This window comes from Streptomyces sp. NPDC092296 (assembly GCF_044755465.1).
Lineage (GTDB): Bacteria > Actinomycetota > Actinomycetes > Streptomycetales > Streptomycetaceae > Peterkaempfera.
The window spans coordinates 352,056-378,045 of the sequence record NZ_JBIVRB010000002.1; the positions used below are offsets into that span (position 1 = coordinate 352,056).

Below are 25,990 nucleotides of genomic sequence, written 5' to 3' on the forward strand. Positions count from 1 at the left end.
ACCCGGCGGCGGCCGGGGCGCGGCTCACCTGCGGTGTTGCGCGCCCCGGCCGCCCGGTACGGGTACGACCGGTCTGATTGACGCACCGGAGCGGCGCCCCCTACGCTCCCTGAGTAGTGATGGCATGAGGAAGCTGGTGAGAATCCAGCACGGTCGCGCCACTGTGTGCCGGTCACCCACGGTGACCGGTGAAGTCAGACACTCCTCCATCACACCGCCCATTTGATCAAGGGACGCACGATCCCCGAAGGAGGGCTCTCCGTGAGCAGCAGTGTCTCCACGCCCCGTCCGGCCGCCACACCGGTCGTCCTGCCGGTCTCCAAGTCCGTACTCTGGCTTGCCGGTACCGCGCTGATCGCGCTGATCGCCTACTACTTCATCGGTGTCGACCAGGGCGCCGTCTCGGTGTTCGGCAACGACATGCATGTGCACGAGTTCGTCCACGACGCCCGGCACTTCCTCGGCTTCCCCTGCCACTGACCGGTTCGAAGAAGGCACGGACAACTCGACATGGAAAAGAAGCTCCTCCTGCGCGGCGTACTCGCCGGCGCAGTCGCGGGCCTGCTCGCCTTCGTCTTCGCGCGGATCTTCGCCGAACCGCAGATCACCAAGGCCATCGACTACGAGAGCGGCCGTGACGCCGCCCAGGCCGTCCTGGACAAGGCCACCGGCCTGACCACGGAGGCAGCGGACCCGGACCTGTTCAGCCGCACCATCCAGGCCGACGTCGGCATCGGCGTGGGCATGATCCTCTTCGGCATGGCCATGGGCGCCCTGTTCGCCGTGGCCTACGCCGTCTGCCTGGGCCGGGTCGGCGGGCTGCGGGCGCGGCCGCTGGCGCTGCTGGTGGCCGGGGCCGGGTTCCTCGCGCTCTACCTGGTGCCGTTCGTCAAGTACCCGGCCAACCCGCCCGCGATCGGCCACGAGGAGACCATCGGCGCCCGCAGCGGCCTCTACCTGCTGATGGTGGTGTTCTCGGTCGCCTTCTCGGTCGGCGCCGTCTGGCTCGGCAGGCGGCTCCAGCCGCGCTTCGGCAACTGGAACGCCACGCTGCTGGCCGCCGCCGCGTTCGTCGTCGCGATCGGGATCGTCATGCTGATCATGCCGTCGTTCGGCCACCTGGCGTTCAACAAGGAGCACTACGGCGACCACGCCACGGAGACGCCGCTGCCGCTGACCGACGACAAGGGCGCGATCGTCTTCCCGGGCTTCCCGGCGGATCTGCTCTTCTCGTTCCGGTTCTACTCCGTCGCCGCGCAGCTGCTGCTCTGGGCGGCCATCGGACTGGTCTTCGGCCCGCTGGCCGAGCGCCTGCTCCAGCCCCGGACCGCGACCGGCGCCCCCACCCGGGAGCCGGACCCGGTCGGCGCATGACCGCTTCCGGCCCTGACGGACCGGCGTCGAGCGCGGTGATCGAGGAGATCACCGCGCTCGGGCCGTTCTTCGCCCTGCACACCCACCCGGCGGGCTCGGCGCCGACCCCGCCGTGGCGGCCCATGTCCGAGCTGGTCCGCGACCCGGCCGTCCCGGCGGCCCGGGTGGCGGCGGTACGCGACTGGCTGGCCCTGGCGGGCGGTCAGGCCGCGGACGCGGTAGAGCTGCGGGTGGCCGCCTCGGTGGCCCACCTCGGGCTGGCGGCCCGGCTGCTGTCCCCGGCGCTGGCCGCCGCCGTGCTGCACGGCCGGCTGCTGGCGCCGGACCTCGGCACGCTGTGGTGGCAGCCCGTCCTCGGCGGACCCGTCCCGCTCTCCGCCCCCGACGGCCCGATCGCGGAGCGGCGCACCCCGGAACAGCTCGCGGAGCTGCTGGGATGCAGGCTGCTGGACACCGGCCTGGCGGAACTGGCCGCCGCCTTCCGGCCGTTCTCGGTCTCGCCGCAGATCCTGCACGGCAATGCGGCTTCCGCCGTCAACGGCGCGGCCGACATGATCGCGTCCGCCCGCCCGGCCCTGGCCGACCGCGTCCGTACGCTCGCCGCCCTGCTGCTCGCCCGCCCCCCACTGCGGGCCGCGAGCACCACCACCCCCACGGGGGCGTTCCGCCGCCGCAGCTGCTGCCTCATCTACCGCGCCGCCCCCGACACCCGGGGCCCCCTCTGCGGCGACTGCGTCCTCACCCGCTGACCCCCACCCCGCCCTGACCTGCACTTCACCCCCCGTTCGGCAACCCTGCGCCTCCCCAGGGGCGCGGGGTACTGCGCGAATGACCCCGCCCTGACCTGCACTTCGCCCCCGTTCGGCAACCCTGCACCTCCCAGGGGCGCGAGGAACTGCGCGAATAACCCCGCCCTGACCTGCACTTCGCCCCCGTTCGGCAACCCTGCACCTCCCAGGGGCGCGAGGAACTGCGCGAAAAACCCCCTTCGCACCTGCAACTCACCGCCGTACGGACCCCACTACCTCGGTGGTCGGCCGGCCGCGCAGTTCCTCGCGCCCTGGTGGGGCACGTGCCCGTCACTTCCCCGCGCCCCCCGCCAGGGGCGGCGCACGTGCCCGTGAGCCCGTACGAAATGGCCAAAGTGACCTCCTGCGTTCAGGACGTCGGCATAATCGTGCCAGAGTGATCACGCCGCGCGTCGCCTCGCCGACGGCACCGACCTGCCCCGCGGCACCCACCCGGCCCCCGACCCTAGGCAAACCCCGATGATCCCGATAGACGTGGCTGTCGTCGCCGCGACAGCCGCCGTCGGCGCCGCCGGAGGCGCGGCAGCCATGCGGCCCGCGCTGACCCGGCGCCGACGCGAGACCACCCAGGCGACCACCCGCGCCGAGACCGCCGAAGCCGAGGCGGTGAAGCGGCAGCACGAGCGCGCCCGGAGCGACACCGAAGTCCGCAGGGCCCGGGAGCGGGCCGAGCAGGCCGCCACCCGCGCCCAGCAGGCCGAAGCCCTGGCCGCCGACGCCGACCAGCGCGCCGAACAGGCGCGCCGGGAGTTAGCGGACCTCACCGCCGCGTTACGCGAGTTCGCCGAGGTCCGCCTGCCCGCCGCCGCCCGCCGCGCGGCGCTGCCGTTCTCCCGTGACCCCGGCCTGTCCGACAGCCGTTTACCCGGCAGTGAGCCCGCCGACCTGCTCCAGCAGTGCCTGCACCAGGTCGAAGAGGCGGTGCTGGCCGAGCAGGCCCGTACCGAGTCCGGCGCGGCGGCGGTGCTGAGCGGCGCCACCCGGTCCATGCAGGTCGCCCTGTACGACACCCAGAGCCGGCTGCGCACCCATCAGATGCGGTTCTCCGGCCGGGAGATGGCCGAGGCCAACGCGGCCCTGCGCGAGCTGGACCACACCAATGAGCAGCTGCTGCGCCTGGTCCAGGAGTTGGCGGTACTGTCCGGGTCGTGGCCGGGAGTGGTCCGCGAGGTCGCCCACCTGGCCGACATCGTCAGCGGCGCCGGTTCCCGGCTGAAGCAGGTGGACCGGATCAGGGCGGTGCACCGGGTCGCCACCGGCACCGCCGTCGCCGCGCACGCCGTGGAGCCGCTGGCGATGGTCCTCACCGCGCTGATCGGCAACGGACTGCGTTTCTCACCGCCGGACAGCGCACTGTGGATCACCACCGAGTCGGCGCACAACGGCGCGGTCGTCACCATCGACGATGCCGGGGTCGGCATGACCCGCGAGGAGCGGGACCGCGCGATGGCGGTGGCCGGCGGCCACCTCCCGGTGCACTTCTCCGACCTGGGCGACCCGCCCCGCCGGGGACTGGCGGTGGTCGGCCGGCTGGTGAGCGAGTACGGCTTCGGGGTGAACCTGGGCAGCCCCTCCCCGTACGGCGGGGTTCGGGTCGTGGTGTTCGTCCCCACCGCGCTGCTGACCCGGCTGGACGAGCGCACCCACCCGCTGGACGCGGCCACCCCCCGGGCGCACTCCGGGCGGATGGACATCCCTCCGCCCGTCGGCCCGGAGGGCCTGCCGCAGCGCCGCCGCCGCACGGCCGCCACCCCCGCCCCCGCCCCCGTGGCAGCCCCCACCGCCGCCGCGTCCCCCGAGGCCGCGCGCGGCCCCCGACCCGAGCCGGACTGGGCGGGCTTCCAGCGTGCCGTAGAGGCATCCGACTTCCCCGAGAGGACCGGCGAATGATGGACCACGAGAAGAACTGGCCCCTTCAGGCCATCCTGGACGAGGTGTCCGACGCCCGCACGGCCCTGCTGGTGGCCGACGACGGCCTGGTCACCCAGTGGGCCGGCGCCGGTCTGGACCGCGACGAGGCCGACCGGGCGGCGGCCGTCGCCAGCTCCGCCAAGGGCGCCTGCGCGGCGATGGCCGCCGTGTTCGCCGGGGTGGAGGCCGCCTCGCTCCAGGACGTGGTGGTGCGCACCGCCGACAACGGCTACATCCTGCTGACCCCCACCGGCCGCAACAGCACCCTCGCCGTCCACGCCGGTCCCGGTGTCCGCCTGGAGCAGCTGGCGTACGTGGTGCGCGACCAGATCGGCCGGCTGGCCGGCAAGACCATGGCCGCCCGGGTCCGCACCGGTGACGCCCGGTCATGACCGCCCGTTCCCGGGGCCGCCCGCTGGTGCCGCCGTACGCGGCACTGGCCGGCACCTCGTCCGCGAAGGGCGTACGGCTGGACCATGTGGCGCTGCTGCGGGTCATCAGCGCCGCGCCGCCCGAGCTGCCCGCCGGGCAGTGGGCGGTGATGGACGTCCTGGCGGACGGCCCGCTCACCGTCGCCGAGACGGCGGCCGCCCTCGCCCTGCCGATCGCGGTGCTGCGCGAACTCGCCGGCGCGCTGGTCGCCGCCGGGCTGGTCACCTACGCCAACCCCACCGCCGCACCTCCCGACCTGTCCCTGCTACAGAAAGTCGCCGATGGGCTCCGCGCACTCAAGGGCTGACCCGCAGCCCGGTGCCGCCGTCGCGCCGGTCCACCGGGTGAAGATCCTGGTGGCCGGCCCGTTCGGCGTGGGCAAGACCAGCCTGATCGGGTCGGTCTCCGAGGTCGCGCCGGTCAGCACCGAGGAGCGGATCACCCAGGCGTCCGAGGGCGTGGACGACCTGGTCGGCATCGGTGCCAAGACCGCCACCACCGTCACCCTGGACTTCGGGCGGCTCAGCCTCGGGGACGGCATCGTGCTGTACCTGTTCGGCACCCCCGGCCAGGAGCGCTTCCGCCCGCTCTGGCAGGACCTGGCCGTCGGCGCGTGGGGCGCGCTGGTCCTGGTGGACGTACGGCGGCTGGAGGCCAGCTTCGACGCGCTGGCCCTGATCGAGGATCTCGGTCTGCCGCATGCCGTGGCGGTCAACGCCTTCCCTGACAGCCCAAGGCACAGCGAGGGCGCGCTGCGCGGCGCCCTGGACCTGGAGGACCACACCCCGCTGGTGGTCTGCGACGCCCGCGAGACCGACTCCTGCGTGGACGCCCTCCTCGCCCTCATCCACCTTCTGATCTCAAGGGCAGCCCTATGACTCCCGAGCCGGTCCCGCTGTGGGACGAGGCGTACGCCCGGCGTCCCGAGGACGCCTACGCGCGGCTGCGCGCGCACGGTCCGGTCGGCCTGGCCGAGCTGAGCCCCGGCATCACCGTCCATGTGGTCACCGACTACCGGGCGGCGCTCGACCTGCTGCACGACACCGGTACGTGGTCCCATGACCCCCGCCCGTGGCAGGAGACCGTCCCCGCCGACGCGCCGGTGCTCGGCATGCTGCGCTGGCGGCCCAATGTGCTGTTCAACGACGGGGAGCTGCACTTCCGCTACCGCACCTCGCTGCTGGACGCCTTCGCCAACCTCCCCGCCCACGACCTGCGCCGCCGGGTCGAGGACGCCGCCGACACCCTGATGCGCGCCTTCGGGCCCACCGGGGAGGCGGACCTGGTGTCCGGCTTCAGCGCGCCGCTGATGGGCATCGTCTTCAACTCGCTGTTCGGCCTGCCCGCGGACTCCGCGCACCGGCTCAACGACGCGGTGTCCGCGATGATGGAGGGCGGGCCCGGCTCCGCCGCCGGCGAGGAGGCGTTCGGCGCGTACGTGATGGACCTGGTGCGGGCCAAGCAGCGGCGGCGCGGCCAGGACCTGACCAGTTGGCTGCTGGACCACCCGGCCCGGCTCACCCCCGACGAGGTCACCTGGCAGGTCTTCCTCACCCTGGGCGCGGGCTACGAACCCACCGCCAACCTGGTCGCCAACGCCCTCTCCCGGGTGCTCAGCGACCCCGCCTACCACGCCACCCTGACCGACGGCGCCCGGCCGGTGGGCGAGGCGGTGGCCGATGTGCTGCTGCACGAGACCCCGCTCGCCAACTACGGCATCCACACCCCGCGTTCGGACACCGTGCTGCACGGGGTGCCCATCCCGTACGGCAGCGCCGTGCTGATCTCGTACGGCGCGCAGGCCGAGGCCCGCCGCCACGACCTGCGGCCGCGCTCGGCCGACGACGCCTCCCACCTGTCCTTCGGGGCCGGGCCGCACACCTGCCCGGTCAAGCACGAGGCGGTACTGATCGCCACCACCGCCATCACCCGCCTGCTGCAGTGGATACCGGACCTGGCGCCGACCCGGCGCCGTGAGGAGCTGGACTGGCGCCTCGGCCCGTTCCACCGCTCCCTCGCGGCCCTGCCCGTCCGCTTCACGCCCGTATCTCCGCACACCCCAGGAGCAGCCCCGTGGACCAGCGCCCCGCGTACCGAGTCGACCCCGCCGGAGCCGACCTCGCAGCCGAGATCCGCGACCTGAGGGCCGCCGGCCCGGCCGCGCGGGTGGAGCTGCCCGGCGGGGTGCCGGCCTGGGCGGTCACCGACCACGCCGTGCTCAGGGAACTGCTGGTCGGGCCGGAGGTGTCCAAGGACCCCAATCTCCACTGGCCGGCCTGGCCCGCCATCGCGCAGCGGGCCCCCTGGCTGCTCAACTGGGTCGGCCCGATCAACATGCTCAACACCTACGGCGTGGACCACGCCCGGCTGCGCAAGCTGGTCGCCCCGGCGTTCACCGCCCGCCGCACCGAGGCGATGCGGCCGCTGATCACCGAGACCGCCACCCGGCTGCTGGACGGGCTCGCCGCCCGCCCGGTCGGCGAGCCGGTCGACCTCAAGGCCGCATACGCGCACGCCCTGCCCATGGAGATCATCTGCTCGCTGTTCGGCGTACCGGTGGAGCTGCGGGCCGACGCCGCCCGTCTGATCGAGGACATCGTCGCCACCGACGGCACCCCCGAGCAGGCCCAGGCCGTCCTGGCCGAAGTGCTGGCGCTGCTCACCGCCCTGATCGACCGCAAGCGCGAGACCCCCGGCGACGACCTCACCAGCGCGCTGATCGCCAGCCACGACGACGAGGCCGGCCGGCTCACCCACGAAGAGCTGATCTACACCCTGCTGCTGGTCATCGGGGCGGGCTTCGAGACCACCGTCAACCTGATCGCCAGCACCGTCCACGCCCTGCTCACCCACCCCGAGCAGCACCGGCGGCTGCGCGACGGCGAAGTCGGCTGGTCGGCGGTGATCGAGGAGGGGCTGCGCTGGGCCCCCTCGATCGCCACCATCCCGCTGCGCTACGCCGTCACCGACCTGGCCCTGCCGGACGGCACCGTCATCCGGGCCGGTGACGCGATCCTCGCCCACTTCGCCGCCGCCAACCGCGACCCGGCCGTCTACGGCGCCGACGCCGACGCCTTCCGCCCCGGCCGCGCCGCCGAGGACCACCTCGCCTTCGGCTACGGCATCCACCGCTGCATCGGCGCCCCGCTGGCCCGCGCCGAGGCGGACACCGCGCTGCGGCTGCTCTTCGACCGCTTCCCCGACCTGCGGCTCGCCGTCGCCGCCGACACCCTGCTCCCCGTCCCGTCCTTCATCGCCCACGGCGTCCGGGAACTCCCCGTCCTGCTGCACTGACCGGCCGCCGCCGCGCTGTTCGGGCGGATCGGACGAGGGCGGTCCTATGACGGGACGTATGGCAACCACCTCCCATCCGGATATCGTTCACACGGCCTGCATGGCCTGCACAGAAGTACCGCAATCAGAGGCGGGGACGTGCCACGGGAATGTCCGAAAGCATGACCTGACTGGCCATCAACAGCGCCTGATAACCTGGATGACACCCCATTCGCCCCCCTGAGCGCCCCGCGACACCCGTACCACCCTGGAGTCCTCCGTGCACGTCCCCGAGCAGTCGCCCGCACCCGGCGGGGTCGGGGTGCGCCTGCCCAGCTCGCTGGAGGAGGTGCCGGCGCTCACCGAGGGCGGCGTGCTGCTGCGCCGGCCGCTGCTCCAGGACGCGGACGCCCTGGTGGCGGGCAGCCGCGATCCGGTGGTGCGGGAGTTCATGCAGGGCGTGCTCCCGCACCGGGACCGGGCGGCGGCCGAGCGGTGGATCACCCGGCTCGCCCCCCGGCTGTGGCAGCAGGACCTGGCGGCCCACTTCACCCTGGCGGGCCCGGACGGGACCGCGATCGGGCTGGCGGAACTGGTCGACTTCCGGCCCGAGGAGGGCGCGGCGGAGGCATCGCTGTGGCTGCTTCCGCACGCCCGCCGAATGCGGACGGCCACCACCGGATTCCGCCTGCTGTGCCGGTTCGGCTTCGACGTCCTGCGACTGCGCCGGATCGACGCCTATGCGGCGGTCGACAACATGCCCGTCCAGGTGGTCGGCGCCGCCATCGGCTTTCGCCGCGCGGGATTCCGCCCGGCGCTGTTCCGGAGTTCCCGGACGCATCAGCTGCACGATGCCGTCTATGCGACGCTTGTCCCCGACGATCTGTGCTGACGGTCCATCACCGGACCCGGCACACCACAGACTTACCGTACGACCCAGCACCGGAGAGGACCCGCATGCCGGACAACGAGAGCCATCGCGGCGCGGTCGGAACCGCCCAGGTGTCGGGGGTGCGCCTGAGCATCGAGGCCGACGGCCCGTCCGGCGGCCGGACCGAGCTGTTCATCGCCCCGGAGGGCCCCCTCTGGGCGCAGCGGCCGACCCCGACCGGCCCGCAGAGCCGGTCGGGCAGCGTCGACCCCGCCGTCCTGGCCCGGCTGGCCGCCCTGCTCGCGGAACCCGGCGCCCCGGCGGGCGACGGCGGCACCCGGCGGCGGCTGTCCGTCCACGGGCTGCTGCCGTCCGGCGACGCCGTGTGGGGCGAGGGCACGGACGGCCCGCCCCCGGCGGCGGTGCGGCTGCTGGAGGCGCTGGTCGACCAGGTGTTCGCGGGCGGCCGCCCGGGGGCGCTGCCCGAGGCCGCACTGCTGCTGGACCCGGACGAGGACGCGGACGAGCCGGCCGCCACCCCGTACGCCCCCGCGGGCGCCGAGCCGCAGGCCGACCCCCGCGCGGCGGCCGCCTTCGGCACCGTCGGCGGCCGGGCCGCCTACGCCCTGGCCGAGCAGGGCAAGGGCTTCGGCCTGTACGCGACGCTCGACCAGGAGCTGCTGGGCTCCTCATCGGCCGAAGCCGTCCTGGTGCCCGCCGCCGTGGCGCTCGGTGCCACCGAGGGCCGGGAGCTGTTCGCCGCCGGAGACGACCGGGGCGCCGTCAAGGTCTGGGACGCGGTGACCGGCGCGGTGCTGCACGGCACCGGCTCCGCCACCGGCACCCAGGCGGTGGCGGCCGGCACCGTGCAGGGCGTGCCGCTGGTCTTCGCCGGCGGCCGCAGCGGCGACGTCCGGGCCTGGCGGGCCGACGACGCCCGCCCGCTGGGAGCGCTGGCGACCGGCGGGCGCGGCGCCGCCGTCCTGCGGCACGCCCGCTGCGCCGATCTCGACCTGCTGGCGGCGGCCGGGGACGACGCCGTGGTCCGGGTCTGGGACGTGGCGGGCGGCGAGCAGCTGCACCTGCTGGTGGGCCACACCGAGCGGGTCACCGCCCTCGCCGTGCTCAGCCTGGGCAACCAGGCGGTGCTCGCCTCGGGCGGCGCGGACCAGGAGATCCGGCTCTGGGACCTGGCGACGGGCCGCCCGATCGCCCGGCTCACCGGCCACGCGGCCACCGTGACCGGGCTGGACTTCCTGGACCTGGGCGGCAGGCCGGTGCTGGCCTCCTGCTCGCTGGACGGCACCGTACGCACCTGGGACGTCTACGACGGCCGGGCGCTGCACGGCTGGTCGGCCCGCAGCGGCTGGCTGACCTCGCTCGCCGCCGTGGTGGTGGACGGCTCGCCGGTCCTGGCGACCGGGGACGAGAGCGGCCTGGTCCGGCTCTGGGAGCCGCAGTCCGGTGCGGCGCTGGGCCGGCTGGGGGAGCCGGCGGACGGCCCGCAGTCCCCGGTGAACGCGCTGGCCACGGCCGAGCTGGACGGCGCCCCGGTGCTCGCGGCCGGCCACGGGGACGGCACGCTGCGGGTGTGGGAGCCGGCCGGGGGCGCGCTGCTCCACGAGCTGGCCGAGGACGGCGGCCCGATCGCCTCGCTGGCCGTCACCGCCGGGGACTCCGCCGGGCCGGTGCTGGTCTGCGGCACCGCCGCCGGGGTGGTCCGCTGCCACACGCTGCGCGACGGCGCGCCGCTCTCGGTGCCGGGGCCGCACGTCGGCCGGGTGGCGGCGCTGTCCTTCGCCCCGTCCGGTGTGCTGGTCTCGGGCAGCGCGGACGGCACCGTGCGGACCTGGGACCCGCTGGACGGCACCCCGCTGCTGCGGCTGCGGGCCCACCCGGCGGGGGTGACGGCGGTGGCGGCGGGCGAGGTCGGCGGCCATGCGTTGCTCGCCACGGCGGGGGAGGATCGCAGCGTACGGCTCTGGCACGGGCTCAGCGGTCTGGCCGGGCCGGTGCTCTCGGGGCTGGCGGCGCCGGCCCATGCGCTGGCGTTCGCCGTGCTGGGGGAGCGCGGGGTGGTGGTCGGCGGCGCGGCGGACGGCTCGGTCGTGCTGTGGGACGTCGCGGACGGCCGCCGGATCTCGGTGCTGGGCGGTGGCGGTCCGGCCGTGCGCAGCCTGGTCTGCGAGGAGTTGGAGGGCGAGGTGCTGGCCGCCGTCGGTGACGCTGGGGGCACGCTGCGGCTCTGGCATCTGGCCGGGGGCGCGCTGCTCAACGAGGTGGCGGTGGGCACGGTGCCGCTGGCGGTCTCCTTCAGCGACACCGGGCTGCATGTGGCGGGGGCCGGTGGTCTGACCACGTTGTGATGGTGTGTCACCCCAAGGGGTCTGTACAAGTTTTAAGTAATCTGGCTTCATCGGGGGTCCGGGACGGCAGTCGGCCCGTCGCCCCGGTGTCATATGCATGACTACTGGGGGAGTACCAGTTGGGCAGCTCGTCGTTTCAGATCGACCTCACCGAGGTCCGGACCGCCGCGCGCACCATCCGCCGCGCGGTGGACGACCTCGACCTCGCCACCCGCAACCTGGAAGCGGCCGTACAGCGGGTCTCCGCCGCCCACTTCGGCACCGACCCGCTCGGCAGGGCCCTCCAGGGCGAGAGCTCCGGCGTCGGTGGCCTCCTCCAGCACCAGCAGCGGGTCGTCGAGGGCATCCGCACCTATCTGCGCAACTCCTCGAAGCTCTCCGACAACCTGATGCTGATGTGCGACCGGCACGCCGAGAACGACGCCGCCACCGCGTCCGAGCTGCGCCGCATCGAGGGTGACGCGCCGTCGGAGCCGATGCAGCCCCTCCTCGCGGGCGTCCGCGCACCCGGTCCCGAGTTCGACGCGGTGCGGCCGACGCCCAGGATCGGAACGGTCGTCACCGACACCCCGGTCACCGAGGCGCCGACCGGGACCGAACCCGAACTGACCGCCTACCACGACCCCGACACACCCGATCTCGACTACAACCGGCCCCCGGGGCCGTTCATCGTCGGCCGTGCCGTCGGCAGCAGCCGCCGCGAACTCTGAGCGCGCCGTCCCACCGTCGAGAAAGTGACACATCGTGATCGAGCTCCCGCCCGACCTGGCCGAAGTACTCAAGATCGTGCAGAGCAACAAGCACGGCGCGGGCATCGCCTGGCCGAACGGCGACGAGGACGCTCTCGCTGAGCTGGCCGACGCATGGGACACCTGGAACCGCGCCGCCGCCACCCACACCGAGGCCATCGTCACCGGTGCCGCCCACGCCCGGCAGAACATGGACGGCGAGGCGGCCGACCAGTACGAGGAGTACCTGCGCAAGTACGCGGTCCGCGAGGACTCCCACGTCGGCACCACCCTCGATGCCGGGGTCGCGGTCGCGCAGTCCCTCAAGGGCGCCACACACGCGGTCACCCAGACCAAGCAGGAGATGACCCGCGAACTCCAGTACGCCAAGGACTACATCGCCAGCCATCCGGGCGGCAAGCACGGCGACGTCGCCCAGTCCAAGGGCGTGATGCAGGCCGCCGACACCTACCAGAGCTACATCGGTGAGGCGTCGCACAGCATCGACACCATGCTGCGTCAGGGCTCCACCCACGTCGACCGGATGGCCAACGCCGGGCAGGCCGCCACCCTCCCCGGCGCCGACGGCACCGTGACCGTCTCCAGCGCGGGCCCGCTGCTGCCCAACCGGCCCTCCTCCTCGGTGGCCGACCCCCGGTACGGCGAGTCGACCGACGGCACGGACCAGCAGGGCGCGGCCACCGGCCGCAGGGCGGCCGAGCTCGGCCTCGACCCGAGGTTCACCGCTCTCGGCCTCGACGCGGACGGCCTCGACGCGGACGGCCGGCCGCTGACCGGCGCGCAGGCCGGGGCGTACGACCCGCAGGGCGCCGGCGGCGCGGACGCGGGCGGCTATGACGCGCGGAGCGCCGTCGCCACGCCCCGGGAGTGGAGCGGCCTCGACCAGGGCCAGGCCGACTTCGGCGGCAGCGGCAGCGGCGGTGGCAGCGGTTCCGACATCGCCGCGCCCCGGACCGTGTCCGCGCTCCAGCCGTTCAGCCTGCCGCAGGCGTCGTACACCCCGTCGGGGGTGGAGGGGTTCGGCGGTTCCGGCGGCTCCGGCGGCGGGTCGCCGGTCTTCGACACCTCCTCGCCCGCCATGCCCCGACTCCAGCTCTCCGGCCTCGGTGACCTGGGCGGCGGGGCCGTCGGAACCGGCGGCACCCTCGGAACCACGTCCGCGTTGGCCCCGTGGACGGTGTCGAGTTCCGGCGGCAGCACGCTGCCGTCCTTCTCGCTGCCCAGCGCCTCCTTCGGCGGCTCGTCGGGTCTGGGCTCGTCGGGTCTGGGCTCCGGCGGGTTCGGCGGTTCCGGCTCGGGCTGGTCGACCGGCTCGGGGGCGGCCTCCCGGGTGGGTGGTGCGGGCGGCGGGGCCCGGTTCGGCGGCTCGGGCTCGGGGCTGGGCGGTGGGCTCGGCGGGCGGGCGGCGGGCGGTGGGCTCGGCGGGCGGCTGGGCTCGGGCGGCTCCGGGTATGGCGGGGTCGGCCGGACCGCCGGCGTGGGCAGCCTGGCCGGAGAGGGCGGCGCTGCGGGCTCCCGGGGCACGGTGTCGGGGTCGGCCGGGGGGCGCGAGGGCGGCGTCGGCGGGTCGGCCGGCACCCGTACGTCGGCTGCGGGCGGGGCCGCGGGCGGCGCCGGCGGGGCTCGGTCCGGTGGCGGCCTCGGCGGTGGCGGAGGCCACGGCGGCGGAGGCGGGCGGGCCGCCAATCGCAGCGGGCGCCGCTATGTACGGGCGACCCCGCTGGGTGACGAGGAGTTCGACGACGAGGACGGTCGGCTCACCGACGCGGGCGTCACCGGCGACGCGGTGGCGGCGCCCACCGGTGACCGGCACTGGCAGCGGATGCGCCGCCGCTGGATGGACACGGCCAGGAGCGAGGCCGCCGAGCCCTCGGGCGCGGACGGCGGCAGCGGCCCCGCCCGTACCGCCGAGGCGGGCGGCGCGGCGGCGGCGCCGGACGCCACCGAGGGCGACGACCTGCTGATGCAGCTCCGCTCGGCGGTCCTGGGCCCCGAGCCCGGCGAGGGCGCCGGGACGCCGCCGACCGGCGGCGAGGCGCAGCGGCCGACCGAGCCCGCCACCGGCACGCCGGAGGCCGACCACCTCGACCGGTCGCGGGCGGTCGCGGCCCGGCGCGGGCTGCCCGACGGCGGCGCCGGTACGGGCGCCGCGGCGGCGGGCGAGCCGAGGACACCGCCTCCGCTGCGGCAGGAGGAGGGCTACGCGGTGCCCAGCCCGTTCCTGCGTACGGCGCTGTCCCGGATGGCCGCGTCCGGTGCCTTCGAGAACCGGGCCGCCGGTGCGGGCGCCGGGGCCGGCGCCGGTCAGGCGGGCGGCGCTACGGCAGGCGGTCCAGAGCGGTGACCGGGTCCGGCGGGCAGCAGCGCACCACCGAAGTGAGGAGACGTCATGGATGAGTTCGCCCGGGAATGGGTCGTCCCCGACGAGCCGGCCACCGCCCGGGAGGATCTGCGGGTGGGGAGGGTGCTGCCCGACAGCGCCACGGAGCCGGCCACTCTCCGGGAGGGTCTGCGGGTCGGGACGGTGTTGCCCGACCGCGCCACGGAACCGGCCAGCGCGATGGAACCGCAGACCGCGATCCAGCCCAGCCTCCCCACGCAGACCGGCGTCAGCGGCTCCGCAGGCAGCGGGTTCCGGGTGACCGCCGACCAGTACGCGGCCGCGGCCGGCCCGCTGCTGGCGGTGGCGGACCAGCTCAGCGAGCTGTACTCCAGCCTCAACGGCTTCCTCTCCGGCCTCCAGACCCCCTGGGGCGACGACCACGCCGGGCACCAGTTCGCCGACGGCGACCAGGGCTACATCAAGTACTCCGCCGACACCCTCACCGGGCTCCAGACCCTGCCCGAGGGGCTGCGCAACGTCGCCGAGGGCATGAAGGCGATGGCGCAGAACTACAGCAGCGTCGAGGAGGCCATCGCCTCCGGCATGACCGACCAGGACGCCGAACTCCAGTCGAGTCAGGGCACGTACTGGTCACCCACCTCGTTCTCCGCCGCCCTCCCGCGTACGGAGTCGGTCGCCCGCCTGACAACAGAACGCGGCAATACCAGCGGAAGGCACTGAACCACCATGGCAGTCGAGGTACCCGAGCCCCTTCAGTGGGTCCTGATGCTGCTCTCCGGCACCCGGTGGCCGGAGGGTGACGAGGACCAGCTCCGCGACATGGCCGCCCGCTGGCGCCAGGCCGGTGAGCAACTGGAGGAGGCCGGCCGCGCGGCGGACTCCACCGTCCAGCGGGCGCTGGATGGGCAGCAGGGAGCGGCGGCGGACGCGCTGGCCACCTACTGGAGCGCGTACACGTCCGGCGCGGACGGCGCCCCCGGGTACTTCCCCGGCACCGCGCAGGCGTGTGCCGGGCTGGGCGACATGCTGGAGCAGATGGCCAACTCGATCGAGACGGCGAAGATCCAGATCATCGCCCAGATCGTCATCCTGGCCTTCGAGATCGCGACCGCCGAGGCCGAGGCGCCGTTCACCTTCGGCGCCTCGCTGGCCGAGATCCCCATCGCGGTCGGGATCAGCCGCACGGTGGTGCAGCAGATCCTCAAGACCCTGCTCAAGGAGGCCCTCCAGCACGCCGCCAAGCAGGCGGCCATCATGGGCGGCGTCAACCTGATGGCGCAGACCATCGAGGTCGCCGAGGGCCACCGCAAGAGCATCGACCTCAAGGAGCTGGGGCAGAACATCGAGGGCGGCGCCGTCGCGGGCGCGCTCGGCCACGGCCTGGGCAAGGGCGTGGGCGCGGCGGGCTCCAAGGTGGGTCTGGGCAACGCCATGGGCAGTCTGCCGGGCCGGGCGGCGACCGGCGCGGCCGTGGGCGTGGGCACCGATGTGGGCACCCAGCTGATCACCACCGGCGAGGTCGACAGCGACAGCCTGCTCGGCTCCGGGCTGAACGGCGCGGGCGGGGTCGGGGCGCACGCTGCGGCGGGCGCGGCGAAGACCCACTTCTCCGGGCCGCCCAAGGTGGACATGCCGAACGTCGGGAGCGGGGCCGCCGGCGGCGGCAAGACGATCTTCTCCGACCCGGCCGGCGCGGGCTCGGGCTCGGCGTACAAGGGGCTGGGCACGGATGGCGCGCCGCCGGTCTCCGGCGAGACGGGCACCGGTGGCCTGGTGCCCTTCGGCTCGACGCCCGACGGGAGCGCATCCCTGGCATCCGAGTACGCCGGGCCGGACTCCACGACCGCCGGCGGCTCCTCGTCGGCCTCGCTGCCGTTCACGGACACCTCCCTGCTCGGCGGGGCGGGGCCGTCCGGGGGTCGGTCGTTTACGGACCCTTCCTTGCTCGGTTCGGATGGGCCGTCCGGGGCTCGGTCGTTTACGGACCCTTCCCTGGTCGGTTCGGATGGGCCGTCCGGGGCTCGGTCGTTTACGGACCCTTCCCTGGTCGGTTCGGATGGGCCGTCCGGTGTGCGATCGGATGCCGCCACGTGGGCCGGCGGTACGGAGCCGGGTCGGTCTGCCGAGGCAGCCGTACCGGCCGGCGGTCCCACTGCTGAGCGGGTGGACGGCTCGTCCGGGGTGCGGCCGGACAGTTTCCTGGCGACGGGCGGTACGGAACACCACGGCCCCACCGCGACGGAGACCACCCTGGAGCAGTCCGCGGGCGCGGGTCGGCCCCCGGCCTCGGAGGCGCACCCGGTCGTCGAGGCGTCGGTGCATACCGATCCGCCCGCCGGCCACTCCTCGGAGGCGGCCCCGGCCCCGGTCGCCGCACATCGCGAGACCACGACGGCCGACTTCACGGCGCCGCGTACCGAGCCCCAGCCCGCGGCCCGGTACGCGGACGGCGGAGCCTCGGCGCATATCGTCCCCGAGACCGGGACCGCGCCCCGGGCCGCGGAGGCACCGACGCAGCGGGTGCACGACCCGGACGCCATCCGGGTGGGTACGGCCCGACTGGACACGGTCGAGGCCGGACCGTCCACCAGCACGCCGCCCGTGTCGGCCCCGGCGGCCGAACCGCCCTCCGGCACACCCGCACCGGCGCCCGCGTCCCCCAACTTCCCGTCCGGCAGCGGGGAATCCATGGCCGCCGGCTCGCAGGGCGCCGGCCCGGGGGCGCATTCCGCCCCGCTGCGCCCGTCCCCGGTCCAGGGACCGGCTGCCCCGGGCCCGGCGGCGGCCTCGACGCCGTCCCCGGGTGGCTTCTCGGGACGTACGACGCCGACCCCGTCGGCCGTACCCAACCCGTCCTCCCCGGCACCCTCGCCCACCCGGCAGGCGCCGCCCGCCGTGCCGACCCCGCCGCCTGCCCCGGCCGCGTCCACTCCGGTCCAGTCCGCCCCGTCCACCACCCGGCCCTCCTCGCCCGCCGCGTCCTCGACTCCGCCGCCCAGCACCGCCACCACCCCGCCCACCCGGCAGGGCCCCACCAACCCCACCACCCCGACCACGCCCACCCCGACCACACCCACGCCGACCACCCCCACCCCCACCGCCCACCCCACGCCCAGCACCACCACCGAGCCCACTCCCCGGCCGGGCAGCGAGGGTGCGGCCGTGGGCGCGATCGGCGTCGTCGGGGCCCGCCCCGGGGGCGCGCGCCCGGGGCGTGGCGAGCAGCAGCCCGCCGCCGCATCCGGCGGCGACCGGCGGGAGGACCTGGCCACCCGTCAGCAGCGGGAGCGGCAGGCGGAACTCGACCGCCTGCGGGCCACCGGCCAGGTCAGGGAGACGGCAGCGGCCCTCGGCCACGAGCAGCGGCATGTGGTCACCAAGCCACCGCACGCCGAGGAGCTGGTCCGCGACCTGCCCGGCATGTCGCCGCAGGAGCGCGCGCAGACCCTGGACTCCCTCAAGCCGGAGTACCGGCGCTGGCTGGCCAAGGACCCGACCCTGGTCGACGGCCTGCGCAACGGCCTGCCGCCGCGCGACTTCGCCGAGACCGCCGCCCAACTGCTCGTCCACGTACCCGAAGGAGCCCACCAGCCCGCCTCCGCACGGCAGGAGGCACAGGCCCAGGTGTCCCGGATGCTCCAGGACCCCGACACCACCGCCCGGCTGCTGAAGAACGGCGCGCAGGTGACGGTGGTGCCCAAGGACGTCCGGATGACCGATGTCCCGGCCTTCCACAACCTGCGCGGCACCCACGCTGTGGGCGCCGCCGGTGCCGGGCGCGGCTGGGACGACGTACGCGGGTCCGGTGGGCGCCGCACCGCCGTGACGGAGGAGAACCTGCTCGGCGGTGACACCAGCGTCGGCAGCGGCGGCCACTACGCGGACGGCTACTCCACCACCACTCATGAGTTCGCGCACACCATCCACGGCCACGGCCTGACCCAGGAGGACCGGGCCGGCATCACCCAGAGCTTCGACACCCGGGACGGCCAGAAAGAGAAGGCCATCTGGCCCGACGGCACCAACCGCCACGACGAGCACGGCGAACTGGTCAGGAACTACTCCTCGAAGAACGAGGACGAGTACTTCGCCCAGGTCACCAACGCCTGGCTGGGGACCAACCACGGCCAGGACCCGTACACCGGCCAGGACCGCAACAACGGCGCCGACTGGGTGCGCGGCAACGTACCGGAGCTGGTGCCGCTGCTGGAGCGGCTGTACGGCCCCGACCCCACCGCCGTGCATGCCGAGCCGGCCAACCCCGTCGCGGCGGCCCGTGCCGAGGACGACATGTACGACGGGTTCCGCGAGTTCACGCAGGGCGTCGACGGGACACCGCAGGAACCCCACGTCCCCCCGGCGGACCCCCAACCGGAGACCCCCCAACCGGAGACCCCCCAACCGGAGACCCCCCAACCGGAGACCCCGCAGCCGGCAGCCCCGGAATCCCCACAGCCCACGGCCTCGGCCACCCCGCCCGGCGACGCCCCGCACCCGCCGCCCGTCCCCGGTTCCGCCGCCCCGGCGCCCCGGCAGGACCCCGCGACCGCCCGCGCCGGCGGCGAGTACGTCCACACGATCGCCGCCGAGCACGCCCTCAACGCCGTCGAGGAATTCCTCGGGCAGCCGGGAGCCGCCGAGTTCCAGGCCCAGCGGGCGAACCTGGAGGCGTACGAGCGCGCCAACCTCGCCGACGGGGACACCGCCGCGCTGCTCGCCCAGCACCAGCAGCGCAAGGAACTGCTGCTCGACGTCCTCAAGCGCAGCGGCGAGCACGACACCCGGATTCCGGACGACTGGCGCAGTGATGTCTCGCAGGTCTACGCCGACCACTTCACCGACCACCGGGCGGGCCCGCTGCACACCGACCCGCACGCCGAGAAGGTGGCGCAGACGGCGGACGCCAAGGGCAAGGTGAGCCTCAAGGACGCCGAGGTCAACCGCAACCACATCATCGCGGACACCATGCTGCACAAGTACGTCGCATCCGCCGTCTTCAAGGCCCGGACGCTGGACCCGCAGGGCCGGCAGCAGGCGGAACACGCCTTCGCGGAGTTCAGCGGCACCGTCCCGGCGGACCCGCACCGGGTGCTGAGCGGCGCCCGGGTCCACAACGCGCAGAAGAAGTGGCGCAGCACCCCGGAGGCGGCGGCGCTGCTCCGCCGCGACCTCGCCGCGTACCGCGACGGCCGCCCCGACTACGACAGCCTCTACGGCCTGCCCGCCCTGGGCGGCGACCTCGCGGCGGGAAAGCAGTCCGCCGATGCCGCCTCCGCCCAGCACTCGTACGACTCGGTGCGGGACGCACTGGCGGGCAAGGGCCTGGACGGTCCGTTGGGGCCGCAGCTCGCGGACGTACGGGCGGCCGTCGACCGGCTCGGCTCCGGCGACGCGGACCTCACCGCCGTCCACGACGGCTTCGACCGGCTGGAGCAGGCGGTCCGTGGCCAGGCGCTGGACGATCTGGCGCTGGTCAACGGCGTCACCGGCCACCGGGAGCTGGACGACACGGCGGCGGCGCTCGACCGCGCCGCCGACTACGCCGACCTGGGAGACCCGGCGACGCGGACCGCCCTCGCGGACCGGCTCGACGGGTTGGCCGGTACGTTCGACCGGGTCGGCCACACCCCGGCCGGCGATGTGCACGACCGGCTGACCGGGCACGCCACGGCCCTGCGGGACGGCTCGGCGCCGCCACCCACCCGGGATGAGCTGCGGCAGCTCGCCGCCGACCTGGGCGGCGAGCGCGACGGGCTGCACCGGGCCGACCTCGACCACACCGAGCAGCTGGCGGGCCGGGCCATCGCGGACTTCGACGCCCGGACGGGCCTCGGGGTCAAGCCCGCCCGTGCCGCCGCCGACGCCGCGCGCAACCCGGCGGCCGTCGCCTCCGGCAAGGCGGCGGGGCTGGAGTCTAGGCTTGCCGACCAGGGCGCGGCCGACGTACGGCTGGTCGGTGAGCAGAGCGGCGGCCACACCGCCCGCTCCGGCCCGGGTGCCAACCGCCCGGAGGCGCTGTTCGCTGAGGCGATGACGCTGCCGGCCGCCGAGCTGCCCGCCCGGATCGCGGAGATCACCGACCTGCTGTCCAACAACTCCTCCAACCTGCGGTTCGGGGACGACAAGATCAACCAGTGGATTCAGAACTTCCTCGATCCGCAGGTCACCAGGGACCCCGACCTGCTCACTGGGGTCTCCCACGGGCAGCTGCCGCCCGAGGCGCTGTACACCCCGCACACCCAGGACGTGCTGCGCGGCGTCGGCGTGCTGGAGGCGGCGGGCCTGGTCCCGCCGGGGCTGGCCGAGATGATGGCCCCCAAGACCGAGGCCGAGTTGGACGGTCGGGGTGCGAGCGAGAGCGCCAACCGGCTCCAGGTGCCCGGCCCCGGGGAGGGCCGCATCCCGGTGTCGTCCTCCGGGGACCTCACCCAGCGGCCCGGCACCGTCCGGCTGGGCGATGCTCAGGTACGCGTCGAAGAGGGCGCGATGGGCCGTACGCCGGAGCCGGCAACCCCGGACGGCGACCCGATGGACGTCGACAGCCAGCCGCCCTCCCGGCCGCAGACACCCGACCCTCAGGCGCCCGACCCGCACGCCCCCGGCCCCCGGATGCCCGCCCCCCAGGCGCCCGGCCCGCACACCCCCGACCCGCACCGGGGCTCGCAGGGCGAGCCGATGGAGCTGGACGGGCCGCCCACCGCCGAGCCCGCCCCGGCCGGCGGCGGGCTGAAGCGGCAGGCCCCGGACGATGAGCCGGGCGGCTCCCAGCAGCCCGGACCGTCCGCACCCAAGCGCTCCCGCGCCGACGACGCCGACGTATCGCCCCCGCCGCCGCCCCCGCTGCCCCCGGTCAGGGAGCACCGTCCGGCCGCCCCGCAGGTGTCGCCCCCGCCGCCCGTCGAGGCGACCCGGTCCGGCAGCACCCCGCCCACCCGTCAGCGCGGCCCGAAGGGCACGCCGTCCGACGCGCCGCTGCGCCTGGTGCGGACCAGGGCCGGCAAGTGGCAGGAGCTGCCCGCCAAGGGCAAGTTGGGCGGCCAGACCCCCTGGGACACCTGGAAGGAGCTGACCGGCGCCGACCGTGGCAGCACGACGGCCTCCGCCGTGGCCGAGGAGATGTCGCAGCACGACCTGCACCACCTGGTCGACCACCTCGCGAGCACCGGCCACGCCGACCTCGCGGACAAGCTGAACACCCGCGCCGAGCAGCTGGACGCCAAGGCCCGCGCCGCCCTGGGGGAGGACCCCGCCGCCCGGAGCGACCAGGTCATCTGGACCGGGGAGGACATCCGGACCCGCTCGCAGCGGCTGGAATCCGACCTGGCCGACCTGGAGCGGGAGTACGCGGCGACCGGCGCCGCCCGCAGCGACGAGCGGCTTGCCGAACACGCCGCCCGGGTCCGCCGCTCCGCCGACGAGCTGTCGACGGCACTGGGCGGGTACGTCAAGGACGCCGCCGCCTTCGGCGGCACCTACGCACTGCGGGATGCGCACGCCCCGCTCGCCTCCGCCGCCCGCAACCTCGCGGACACCGTCGATCGGTCGCTGAACGGCGAGGACGGGCAGTCGGGGCCCGGCAAGCCGGTCAGCCCGGACACCCTGCGGTCGCTGGGCGACGCGGCCCGGCAGTTCCGGGGCCGCAAGGCGTACGCCGAAGTACCGGCGGGCGAGCAGTGGAAGAGCGTGATCCCGGACCTCGACAGCCTCACCCCCGAGCAGCGCACCTCCTTCGTCCGCGACCTCTCCCGCCGCAATGTGGACAACCTCCGCACCGACACCCGTGACCTGCTGGCGCAGCCGGAGTTCCGGTCGCTGTACGAGCGGCTGCTTGACCTCCCGTACCGCCTCAAGCACGCCACACCGGCCTACCACGCCATCGCCAACAGCGGCGTGATGTCGTCGCAGGGCGACCTGGCGCGGCGTGGAGCGCGCTTCCTGGCGTCGGGCAAGAGCAGCGCCAGCAACACCTCCAGCCTGGGCAACGACGACTTCGTGTTCTTCCGGGTGGAGGCCAACGACAAGCCGATGCAGACCCGCTACGGGCCGACGACCATCATCTTCGGCATCGAGGAGCTGGAGCGGCTCGGCGGCTGGGTCTCCCTCCACGACCAACTGCACCCGCTGGACCGCCCCACCATGCAGGCGCTGCGTCAGCCGGGGGAGGAGGAGCCGGTACGGACCGCCGCCTACGCCCCCGGTACCGGCGGGGCGGGCTCCCGTTCCCGGTGGACCCACACCTATCCCGGGGTGACCGGCGAGGCGCGTACCCACGAGGTCTCCTTCGAGCAGGAGGTGTTCCACGGCGCTGACGTCCGGGAGGGCATCGCGCTCTCGGTGGTACGCGAAGTGGCCCGGATCGGCGGCGACTTCCAGCAGCGGGCGCTGCGCCAGCACGACGCCGACGCCCTCTCCGACCTGGTGTCCAGCCTGTACCGGCCGGAGGCGAAGTTCGGCTCGGGACTGCCCGTCGACCTGTCCCCGGAGGGCGGCACCCCCACGGGCTGGCCCCGGCCGAAGGCCGTCGTCAACCCGGACGGCGACGGACGGTACCGCCCCGACGGGACCGTCGACCCCGCCGCGCTGGCCGCCTCCAAGGAGTCGGACCTGGCGGACGACCGGCGCCGCCAGGCCGACAACGCCGAGGAGATCCACCGGAAGATCCTGGAGGGCATCCCGCCGACCGCCACCCCCGCCGAACGGGCCAAGCGGGAGGCCGACGCACTGACCCATCGCCGCAGGGCGGAGGGCTTCCTCAAGCCCGCCCTGAAGTCCGCGACCGCCGCCCGGGAACTCACCGAGCGCTTCCAGCAGGGCGCCACCGGCGACCGCCAGGCACTCGCGGCACACCTGCTGGAGGAACGCCGCCGCAGCGAGAGCGAACTCCAGCAGCGCCTCACGCACCTTCAGCAGTCCCTGCGCGCCCCGGCGAACCCCACGGCGGACCCGAGCCCCAGCACCGGCCTCGACTCCGCACCCGCCCAGTCCGGGGCCGCGCCGCAGGACACCGAACCGGGCGCCGCCCGCCCGCTGGACGCACCGGCCGACCCGGCCGGCTGGGCGCACCGCCGGATCGAGGCACCCTCCGTCGGCCTGCGCGGCGACCGCCCCGGTACGGGGACCGGCGGCCCGACGCTGGTCCGCGCGGCGGTCCGCCGTCTCCAGGCCGACGACGGCCGCTGGGTCCGCGACTTCACCGTGACGCTCCCCTTCGAACTGGCCCCGGGCCTCACCCCCGCGCGGCTGGCCGAGCTGCGGGCCAGGGTGCAGAGCGCCCTGGACGGGCAGGTCAACGCCGGCTACGCCCTGCCGCGCTCCGGGGACCAACTGCATGTCACCGTACGGATGGTGCACGCCGAGGGCCACGCGGAACGCATCACCCTCACCGCGACGGCCGAGACGGCCACCCCCGGGGCCGCCGACCAGCGCCACTGGGACCTCGCCCACGACGACGCGGCGCTGACCCACCAGACGCTGCGCTACCTCGGCCTGCCCGACGGCACCACGACCGCCCCGCTCACGACAGCCCATCTCGCCGCCATCGAGGACACCTGCGACTCCGGCACCACACTGCGCCACCATCCCCTCCCCTCTCAGTAACCAGACCCGGGGGACACGGGCCGGGATCTCCTCCGGCCCGCACCCCCGGGCCTGCGGTCAGGTGAGCCGGCCTCGGATGCGCCAGAAGCAGAGGGCTGTCAGCGCGGCGGCGGCTGCGGTGAAGATCCCGGACTCGTACCACTGGAAGCTCCAGTAGCGGTCGGCGGGCTGCTCCGTCACCTCCACATGCAGGTCCGCCTTGGCCAGGCAGGCGAGCATCGCGGACTGCACCGAGTTGTCGATGCAGTCGGCGTACATGGCGCTGTGGCCCACGTCCCGCCCGGCGGAGTCCAGCATCGGGCTGGTCGACACCACCCAGTCTCCGCTGGGCACCTTCAGCCCGCCGATTGCCCCGTACTGCCCGAGGAAGTCCAGCGTGCCGAGCGCCGCCGGGGTGAGCCGCACCGAGGAGCTGACCGGCGCGACGATGCCCGGCCGGACCAGGGCGGGCATCATGATCTGGACGACGGCGAACACCACCAGGGTCAGCGCCATGGCCGGCAGCGTACGGCGGACGAACAGCCCCAGCGCCACCGCGAGGACGAAGGCGAAGGCGGCATACGCGACCGGCGCGATGTTGCGCGCACCGAACAGCATCGGCGTGAACCGGTCCGCCTGGACCTGGTCGAACGGGCTCGCCGCCCAGGTGAGCAGCAGGCTGAGCACGCCGGTCACGGCCATGGCGCCCAGGCCCACCAGCCCCAGCTTGGCCGCCAGCCACCGCCGGCGGGTCACGCTCTGGTTCCACACCAGGCGGTGGGTGCCGAGCTCCAGCTCGCGGGTGATCAGCGGGGCGCCCCAGAACATGCCGATGATGCCCGGCACGATGATCAGAAGATACCCGAGCAGGGTGACCGGAAGGTGGTACTGGCTGGTGAAGGAGGCCAGCAGGCTCGGGCAGTTGCCATGGCTGCGGCACTGGGCGAGCACCCGGTCGTGCTCGCGGTGGATCTGCACCCCGAGCGTCACCAGATAGCTCCCGAGCAGCAGCACGGCGGCCAGCGCGGCCAGCGCCTGGGTACGGAACTGGCGCCAGGTCAGCCAGATCATCGCGGCACCTCCGAGCGGGTCGAGGTGGGACGGGCGGCCGGACCGCCCGCCCGGGACATATAGGCCAGCACCAGCTCCTCCAACCCGACCTCCTCGACCAGCAGGCCGACCGGCGGCAGCGGCCGGTCGGCGCGCACCACCAGACTGCTGCCGTCCGGGGTGCGCTCCGTCTGGATGACCTCGACCCCCGGCGGCAGCTCGGCCAGATCGCCACGACCGCCGGTGAACCGGCGGTGGCCGGCCAGCAGGTCCCGCACCGGACCGGCGACCTGCACGCGGGAGTCGGACAGCACGACCAGGTAGTCGCAGACCCGCTCCACATCGGCGATCAGATGGGAGGAGAGGATGGCGCCGGCGCCGAGATCGGCGACGGACTCCATCAGGTTCTCCAGGAACCCGCGCCTGGCCAGCGGGTCGAGCGCGGCGGCGGGCTCGTCGAAGATCAGCAGCTCCGGCCGCTTGGCGGTGGCGAGGGTCAGGGCGAGCTGGGCCCGCTGACCGCCGGAGAGCCGGCCCGCCTTCTGCGCCGGGTCCAGCCCGACCTGCTCGATCCGCCGCCGAGCCAGCGCCGCGTCCCACCCCGGATTGAGCCCGGCCCCGAGCCGCAGGTGCTCCGCGACCGACAGCCCGCCGTACACCGGGGTGTCCTGGGCGACGAAGCCGACCTTCGCCAGATGCGCCGAGTCGGCGGCCGGCCGGCCACCCAGGACGCGGATGCTGCCCGAGGTCGGCGCGATCAGCCCGCAGGCCAGTTGCAGCAGCGTCGACTTGCCCGCGCCGTTGGGCCCCACCAGGCCGACCACCCGCCCCTGCGGGATGCTCAGCTCGCAGTCGGTCAGGGCATGGCGGCGGCCGTACCGCTTGCCCAGCCGGTCGGCTTCCAGTACTGGAGTCATGTCTTTCCTTCGTCGGAGACCCGGTGGACCGGACCTCGGTACAGCGGTGGGAGCGGGTCGGCGCCGGGCACCGGGATCACGCCGAGCCGTCGCGCCGGCGGTCGAGGAACCGGAGCAGGAAGCGGCCGACGGTGAAGAAGACGATGAAGCAGGCGAGCACCACGACGCCGCAGAGGAGGTAGAACACCGGGCTGTAGTGCACGCCCGGCGAATCCGACGCGGCGATCAGGCCGAACGCTGGTGATGTGGTCATGGGTTCAGCCTGCGGCGCACGGCCGGACCCGACATCCACCGAAAGTACGGGCGGGCCGCGACGCG

Annotated in this window: 18 protein-coding genes and 1 riboswitch; of the genes, 15 read left to right on the forward strand and 3 right to left on the reverse strand. The window is 74.8% G+C overall.

What is annotated here, in order from left to right:
- Positions 1–72 precede the first annotated feature (72 nt).
- Positions 73–223: riboswitch (cobalamin riboswitch) on the forward strand.
- 38 nt (positions 224–261) lie between these two features.
- The 15 genes from ACIQGZ_RS09175 (at position 262) to ACIQGZ_RS09245 (ending at position 23,726) form a co-directional block, all read left to right on the forward strand.
- Positions 262–480 carry a CbtB-domain containing protein gene (locus ACIQGZ_RS09175; RefSeq protein WP_402600383.1) on the forward strand — a complete coding sequence of 73 codons (219 nt, stop codon included), beginning with the start codon at positions 262–264 and terminating at the stop codon, positions 478–480.
- 30 nt (positions 481–510) lie between these two features.
- A complete protein-coding gene (locus ACIQGZ_RS09180) occupies positions 511–1,374 on the forward strand; it encodes a CbtA family protein (RefSeq protein WP_402600384.1) in 864 nt (287 codons plus the stop codon).
- Positions 1,371–2,123 carry a (2Fe-2S)-binding protein gene (locus ACIQGZ_RS09185; protein ID WP_402600385.1) on the forward strand — a complete coding sequence of 251 codons (753 nt, stop codon included), beginning with the start codon at positions 1,371–1,373 and terminating at the stop codon, positions 2,121–2,123. Before ACIQGZ_RS09180 ends, ACIQGZ_RS09185 begins: the two co-directional genes overlap by 4 nt.
- Positions 2,124–2,642: 519 nt before the next feature.
- Entirely contained in the window at positions 2,643–4,073 is a 1,431-nt protein-coding gene (locus tag ACIQGZ_RS09190; protein ID WP_402600387.1) for an ATP-binding protein, read from the forward strand.
- The gene (locus ACIQGZ_RS09195) at positions 4,070–4,486 is read left to right on the forward strand and encodes a roadblock/LC7 domain-containing protein (protein WP_402600388.1); all 417 of its coding nucleotides are present in this window, start codon (positions 4,070–4,072) and stop codon (positions 4,484–4,486) included. The genes ACIQGZ_RS09190 and ACIQGZ_RS09195 overlap by 4 nt, the downstream gene beginning before the upstream one ends.
- Positions 4,483–4,833 (forward strand): DUF742 domain-containing protein, encoded by a 351-nt coding sequence (locus ACIQGZ_RS09200; RefSeq protein WP_402600389.1) that lies wholly within the window; start codon positions 4,483–4,485, stop codon positions 4,831–4,833. The genes ACIQGZ_RS09195 and ACIQGZ_RS09200 overlap by 4 nt, the downstream gene beginning before the upstream one ends.
- Positions 4,808–5,404: a GTP-binding protein gene (locus ACIQGZ_RS09205; RefSeq protein WP_402600390.1), complete on the forward strand. Its 597-nt coding sequence runs from the start codon at positions 4,808–4,810 to the stop codon at positions 5,402–5,404. The genes ACIQGZ_RS09200 and ACIQGZ_RS09205 overlap by 26 nt, the downstream gene beginning before the upstream one ends.
- Positions 5,401–6,669 (forward strand): cytochrome P450, encoded by a 1,269-nt coding sequence (locus ACIQGZ_RS09210; RefSeq protein ID WP_402600391.1) that lies wholly within the window; start codon positions 5,401–5,403, stop codon positions 6,667–6,669. Before ACIQGZ_RS09205 ends, ACIQGZ_RS09210 begins: the two co-directional genes overlap by 4 nt.
- A complete protein-coding gene (locus tag ACIQGZ_RS09215; protein WP_402600392.1) occupies positions 6,600–7,820 on the forward strand; it encodes a cytochrome P450 in 1,221 nt (406 codons plus the stop codon). The genes ACIQGZ_RS09210 and ACIQGZ_RS09215 overlap by 70 nt, the downstream gene beginning before the upstream one ends.
- Before the next feature lie 259 nt (positions 7,821–8,079).
- Positions 8,080–8,691, forward strand: coding sequence for a GNAT family N-acetyltransferase (locus ACIQGZ_RS09220; RefSeq protein ID WP_402600393.1), 612 nt, complete (start codon positions 8,080–8,082; stop codon positions 8,689–8,691).
- Positions 8,692–8,756: 65 nt separating this feature from the next.
- Positions 8,757–11,036 carry a WD40 repeat domain-containing protein gene (locus tag ACIQGZ_RS09225; protein ID WP_402600394.1) on the forward strand — a complete coding sequence of 760 codons (2,280 nt, stop codon included), beginning with the start codon at positions 8,757–8,759 and terminating at the stop codon, positions 11,034–11,036.
- Between the two features lie 119 nt (positions 11,037–11,155).
- Positions 11,156–11,746: a hypothetical protein gene (locus tag ACIQGZ_RS09230; protein ID WP_402600395.1), complete on the forward strand. Its 591-nt coding sequence runs from the start codon at positions 11,156–11,158 to the stop codon at positions 11,744–11,746.
- A gap of 34 nt (positions 11,747–11,780) precedes the next feature.
- The gene (locus ACIQGZ_RS09235; protein ID WP_402600396.1) at positions 11,781–14,129 is read left to right on the forward strand and encodes a hypothetical protein; all 2,349 of its coding nucleotides are present in this window, start codon (positions 11,781–11,783) and stop codon (positions 14,127–14,129) included.
- Between the two features lie 45 nt (positions 14,130–14,174).
- Positions 14,175–14,849 carry a WXG100 family type VII secretion target gene (locus tag ACIQGZ_RS09240; protein WP_402600397.1) on the forward strand — a complete coding sequence of 225 codons (675 nt, stop codon included), beginning with the start codon at positions 14,175–14,177 and terminating at the stop codon, positions 14,847–14,849.
- Positions 14,850–14,855: 6 nt separating this feature from the next.
- Positions 14,856–23,726 carry a hypothetical protein gene (locus tag ACIQGZ_RS09245; protein ID WP_402600398.1) on the forward strand — a complete coding sequence of 2,957 codons (8,871 nt, stop codon included), beginning with the start codon at positions 14,856–14,858 and terminating at the stop codon, positions 23,724–23,726.
- Positions 23,727–23,783: 57 nt separating this feature from the next.
- On the opposite strand, the gene ACIQGZ_RS09250 is transcribed toward ACIQGZ_RS09245, so the two are convergent.
- The 3 genes from ACIQGZ_RS09250 to ACIQGZ_RS09260 form a co-directional block, all read right to left on the reverse strand.
- Entirely contained in the window at positions 23,784–24,776 is a 993-nt protein-coding gene (locus ACIQGZ_RS09250) for an ABC transporter permease subunit (protein WP_402600399.1), read from the reverse strand.
- Entirely contained in the window at positions 24,773–25,672 is a 900-nt protein-coding gene (locus ACIQGZ_RS09255) for an ABC transporter ATP-binding protein (RefSeq protein WP_402600400.1), read from the reverse strand. The genes ACIQGZ_RS09250 and ACIQGZ_RS09255 overlap by 4 nt, the downstream gene beginning before the upstream one ends.
- A 76-nt stretch (positions 25,673–25,748) precedes the next feature.
- Positions 25,749–25,925 carry a hypothetical protein gene (locus ACIQGZ_RS09260; protein ID WP_402600401.1) on the reverse strand — a complete coding sequence of 59 codons (177 nt, stop codon included), beginning with the start codon at positions 25,923–25,925 and terminating at the stop codon, positions 25,749–25,751.
- Between the last annotated feature and the right edge of the window lie 65 nt (positions 25,926–25,990).